The sequence below is a fragment of the Arenimonas sp. genome (assembly GCF_022842045.1).
GTDB lineage: Bacteria > Pseudomonadota > Gammaproteobacteria > Xanthomonadales > Xanthomonadaceae > Arenimonas.
This window is the reverse complement of the sequence record NZ_JALHQI010000110.1, coordinates 1-4,833: the sequence shown is the minus strand read 5'-3', so window position 1 is coordinate 4,833 and position 4,833 is coordinate 1. Positions and strand designations below refer to the sequence as shown.

At 70.3% G+C, this 4,833-nt stretch carries 4 protein-coding genes; 3 read left to right on the top strand and 1 reads right to left on the bottom strand.

Annotation, left to right across the window (positions count from 1 at the left end):
* Positions 1-183: 183 nt before the first annotated feature.
* Entirely contained in the window at positions 184-1,650 is a 1,467-nt protein-coding gene (locus Q0C12_RS14530) for an amidohydrolase family protein (RefSeq protein ID WP_290891447.1), read from the top strand.
* A 30-nt stretch (positions 1,651-1,680) separates the two neighbouring features.
* Here Q0C12_RS14530 and Q0C12_RS14525 read toward each other — a convergent pair whose 3' ends face one another.
* Complete coding sequence (locus tag Q0C12_RS14525) at positions 1,681-3,711, bottom strand: 3-hydroxyacyl-CoA dehydrogenase NAD-binding domain-containing protein (protein WP_290891445.1); 2,031 nt, start codon at positions 3,709-3,711, stop codon at positions 1,681-1,683.
* A gap of 151 nt (positions 3,712-3,862) precedes the next feature.
* Between Q0C12_RS14525 and rpoE the strand changes: the two genes are divergently transcribed.
* Complete coding sequence (gene rpoE, locus Q0C12_RS14520) at positions 3,863-4,456, top strand: RNA polymerase sigma factor RpoE (protein ID WP_290891443.1); 594 nt, start codon at positions 3,863-3,865, stop codon at positions 4,454-4,456.
* The coding region (locus tag Q0C12_RS14515; protein WP_290891441.1) for a sigma-E factor negative regulatory protein at positions 4,453-4,833 on the top strand (381 nt) is incomplete at its 3' end. The genes rpoE and Q0C12_RS14515, both read left to right, overlap by 4 nt.

The following is a 4,833-nucleotide window of genomic DNA, read 5'->3' as shown; positions in this document are numbered from 1 at the left end:
CGGCGGCGCCGGTGGACCCGCCGGTGTGCCCGCGAGGCCAGGCGCCGCGGACCGGGCGCGATGGCGTGGTGGCATGCGCCGCAGTTCGCGGCGGCTGATTCCGGGCAGCCGCGCCAGCGCCTGCACGTCCGCTTAAGGCGGGCGCGGCGAGGATCGGGGCTTCGACGATGGCGGGGAGTGGCGATGGCCAAGCGACAGGATCCGGACGGCCTTCGGCTGCCGGTGAAGCTCGACAGCACCAGCAACGGCGAGTTCACGCCGATCCCGCTGGAGCCGGTGCACCACGAAGCCAATGCCATGGCCCTGGCCGACGCCACGCGCAATGCGCGGCGGCAGGGCGTGTCGCGGCGCGACTTCATGGTCTCGGCCTGCGGCGCCGCGACCGCGCTGCTGGCGATGAATGCGGCCTACGCCGCCGCCGGGAAACGCGGTGGCCACTTCGCGCTGCCGCCCGAGGCGGCGATGGAGCCCGCGGCGGCCGAGGCCCACGTCGGCGGCCGCGAATTCATCTTCGACGTGCAGGGTCACTTCGTGAACCCTACGGGCGCCTGGACCCGGCAGCTGCCGCCGGGCGCGCGGCCGCTGGGCAGCTTCGGCACTGAAGGCTGCGCCGCGGCCAGCCTGCCGGGGAACCTGGACCGGCTGCAGTGCTTCGGGCCTGATGCCTTCCTGCGCGACATCTTCCTGGACTCCGACACGTCGCTGATGGTGCTCAGCTTCGTGCCGTCCACGCGCGAGGGCGAGCCGCTGACCATCGAGGAAGCCGCGGCCACCGCCGCCATCGTCGAGACCATGAAGGGCACGCACCGGCTGTTCCTGCACGGCCGCGTCAACCCGAACCAGGCCGGCGACCTCGAGGACATGGAGCGACTGGCGAAGCAGTTCCGCATCAGCGCCTGGAAGACCTACACGCAGTGGGGCCCGGATGGCGCCAGCGGCTTCTGGATGGACGACGACGCCGGCCTGGCCATGATCGAGAACGCGCGCCGCCTGGACGTACGCAACATCGCCATCCACAAGGGGCTGCCCTTCGGCCAGCGCAGCTACGAACACAGCACATGCGCCGACATCGGCCGGGTCGGCAAGCGCTTCCCGGACGTGAATTTCCTGATCTACCACTCGGGCTTCGTCACCACGCAGCCCGAGGGGCCCTACGACCCGAAGCGCGTCGACGGCATTGATTCGCTGGTGAGTTCGGTGCTGGCTGCCGGGCTGGGCAAGGGCAGCAACGTCTACGCGGAGCTGGGTTCTACCTGGCGCTTCCTGATGCGCGACCCGGACTCGGCCGCGCATGCGCTGGGCAAGCTGCTCAAGACCCTGGGCGAGGACAACATCCTCTGGGGCACCGACTCGATCTGGTACGGCAGCCCGCAGGACCAGATCCAGGCCTTCCGCACCTTCCAGATCAGCCCCGAGCTGCGCGAGAAGCACGGTTATCCGGAAATCACGCCGGCGATCCGCGCGAAGATCTTCGGGCTCAACGCCCTGAAGCTCTACCCGGTGGCGAAGGACGTGCTGGACCAGCACCTGGCCGCGGACGCCGTGGCCCGGGCGCGCGAGAACTATCGCAATGCGCCGGATCCCTCGTTCCTCACCTACGGACCGCGCACCCGCCGCGAGTTCCTCAACTTCAAGGCCTGGGGCGGCTGACCGCCCCTTGTGGGAGGAACGGCCGGGTGACTACAGGGCGTCCCAGCCGTCGCGGGGCTTGAAGCGGGCGCCGTAGCGGGTGTGCAGCGTGTCCAGGCGCGCCTTGAGCTTGTCGGCGCCCACAGCCTTGATGTGCTGGATCGGGCCGCCTCGGAAGGGCGCGAAGCCGGTGCCGAAGATGACGCCGGCATCGAGCAGGTCGGCATCGGACACCACGCCGTCGTGCAGGCAGGACACCGCCTCGTTGAGCAGCGGCAGGATCAGGCGATCTTCGAGGTCCTCGGGTGCCTGGTAGTCCTTCGGTACCTCGGGCTTCACGGCGCGGCCGTTCTCCCACCTGTAGAGGCCCTGGCCGTCCTTCTTGCCGCGCTTGCCGTCCTCGACCTTGAACGCGTCGGGCAGCGGCTGGCCGTGGAAGTCGGCCATGATCTTGCCGACGCTGGCGGCGACGTCGAGGCCCACGGTGTCCACCAGCTCGATCGGGCCCATCGGCATGCCGAACTTCAGCGCCACCTTGTCGATCACCGGGCCCGGGATGCCTTCGGAGAAGGCGATGATGGCCTCCTGCATGTAGGGCGCCAGGATGCGGTTGACCAGGAAGCCCGGCGTGCCCGCCACCGGCACCGGCAACTTGTCGATGGCCTTGCAGAACGCCGCGAGGCGGCGCTCGGTGTCGGCGTCCAGGCCATCGTGGCGCACGATCTCGACCAGCGGCATCAGCGCCACCGGGTTGAAGTAGTGCAGGCCGGCGAAGCGCGCCGGGTCCTTGCGGCCCGCGCGCAGGTCGGTGAGCGGGATGGACGAGGTGTTCGAGACCAGGATCGCGCCGGGCTTGAGCGTTTCCTCGACCTTGGCGAACAGGGCCTGCTTGGCCTCGAGGTTCTCGAAGATGGCCTCGATCACCAGGTCGGCATCGGCGACGCCGGCGCCTTCCACGTCTGCCTGCAGGCGAGCGCTGGTCGCGGCGCGCTTGGCTTCGTCCTTGACCTTTTTCTCGTACAGTTTCGCCGCGCGGTCCAGCGCCGGCTGGATGTACTTCATCTCGCGGTCCTGCAGCGTCACGTCGAAGCCGCGCAGCGCACACCAGGCGGCGATGTCGCCACCCATCACGCCGGCGCCGATGACGTGCACCTTCTGGATGCCGTGGTCCTTGCCGCCCAGCGACTTCAGGCGATCCATCAGGAAGAACACGCGCACCAGGTTGTGCGCGGTCGGCGTCCCCGCCAGCTTCACCACCGACTTCGCCTCGGCCTTCAGCGCCGCGTGCACCGGCAGCCCGCCGCTGCGGCGCCAGGTCTCGATCAGCGCGAACGGGGCGGGGTAGTGCTCCTTGCGCGCCTTGCGGGCGACCTGCTTGGCGATCTGCGGCGCGAGGATGGCGCGGCCCAGGCCGGTGTTGGTGGCCCAGGCGAGGAAGCGCTGCTTGAACGGACGCGTGGTGCCGCGCTGGGCGAGCTTCACGGCTTCGTCCAGCAGCACCGCGGGCGCCACCACCTTGTCGACCAGGCCGATGGCGCGCGCCGCCGAGGCCGACAGCGAGCGGCCGGTCAGCATCAGGTCCATGGCGGCGGGTGCGCCCAGCAGGCGCGGCGCGCGCACGCTGCCGCCCCAGCCGGGGTAGATGCCCAGCTTCACTTCGGGCAGGCCGATGCGGGTCTTCTCGTCGTTGCTGGCGATGCGGTAGCGGCAGGCCAGCGAGATCTCGGTGCCGCCGCCCATGCAGTGGCCGTGGATCGCGGCCACGGTCGGGCAACGCAGCTCGGCCAGCTTCTGGAACACCAGCTGGCCGTGGCGGATCCAGTCTTCGGTCTGGCCCTTGGCGGCGATGTCGCCGAAGCCCTTGATGTCGGCGCCCGGGATGAAGCCGGCGGCCTTGCCGGAAATGATGACCACGCCCTTGGGCAATTCGAGCGCGATGCGCTCGACCATGGACTCGAGCTCGTCCAGCACGGCGCGCGAGAGCGCGTTGACGTTCTGGTCGGCCCGGTCCAGGGTCAGGACCAGGATGCCGTCGGGGCGGGGTTCGGCACGCCAGTGCGCGAGGCGAAGTCCGTCGAACATGGCGGTCTCCATACGATGGGGTAGGGAAGGGAGGACGTATCATCCCGGCAGGACCCCGGGGGGGTCAACGCCGGTTTCGCACCGGCGGGAACTTTCCCCGGCGGCGGATGTCCATGGAGCGGCCCGGATGGCCGCAGGAGCAGCGGCCCGGATGGGCGACAACGAACTGGACCTGGTCCTCGTCAAGCGTGTGCAGGGTGGCGACAACTCGGCCTTCGACCTGCTGGTGCGCAAGTACCAGCACCGGATCGGCGCCGTGGTGTACCGCTTCGTGCCCGACCATGCCGAGGCCCAGGACATCACCCAGGATGCGTTCATACGCGCCTACCGGGCGCTGCCGAACTTCCGTGGCGATGCCCAGTTCTACACCTGGCTCTACCGGATCGCCGTGAATACCGCCAAGAATTTCCTGGTCGCCAGCAAACGCCGCCCCCCGACCGCCGACATCGCGGCCGAGGACGCCGAACACCTCGCCGGTGGCGGTCGCCTGCACGACCACGACACCCCGGAACACCAGCTGCTGCGCGGCGAGATCGAGCAGGCCGTCACCGACACGGTGGCCGGCCTGCCCGAGGAACTGCGCCAGGCCATCACCCTGCGCGAAGTGGATGGCCTGAGCTACGAGGAGATCGCGCAGCTTATGCAATGCCCGATCGGCACCGTGCGCTCGCGCATCTTCCGAGCCCGCGAGGCGATCGACCAGACCCTGCGACCCCTGATGGACAGCGAGCGAGTGCGCCCATGACCGACATCGACGACCGCCTGAGGGAACAGCTCAGCGCCTGGCTGGACGGCGAGCTACCGGCCGACGAGGCCCGGTTCCTGCAGCGGCGCCTGGACAACGACCCGGCCCTGCGTGCGCAGTTCGAGCGCTGGCAGCTGGCCTCGGCCTGCCTGCGCGGCCAGCCGGTTCGCCTGGCACCGCCCGGGTTCGCGGAACGCGTGCAGTCCGGCCTGGGCCCGGTATCGCCGGCGCGCCAGCGCTGGCCCTGGTTCGCCAGCGCCGCGGCGGCCGTGCTGATGGTGGCCTTGCTTCCCAACATGCTGGCGACCGACGCCGGCACCGGCCTGCCGCCGTCGGCCGACCTGGCCGCGGCCTCCGCGCCCGCGCCGGTCGCTGCC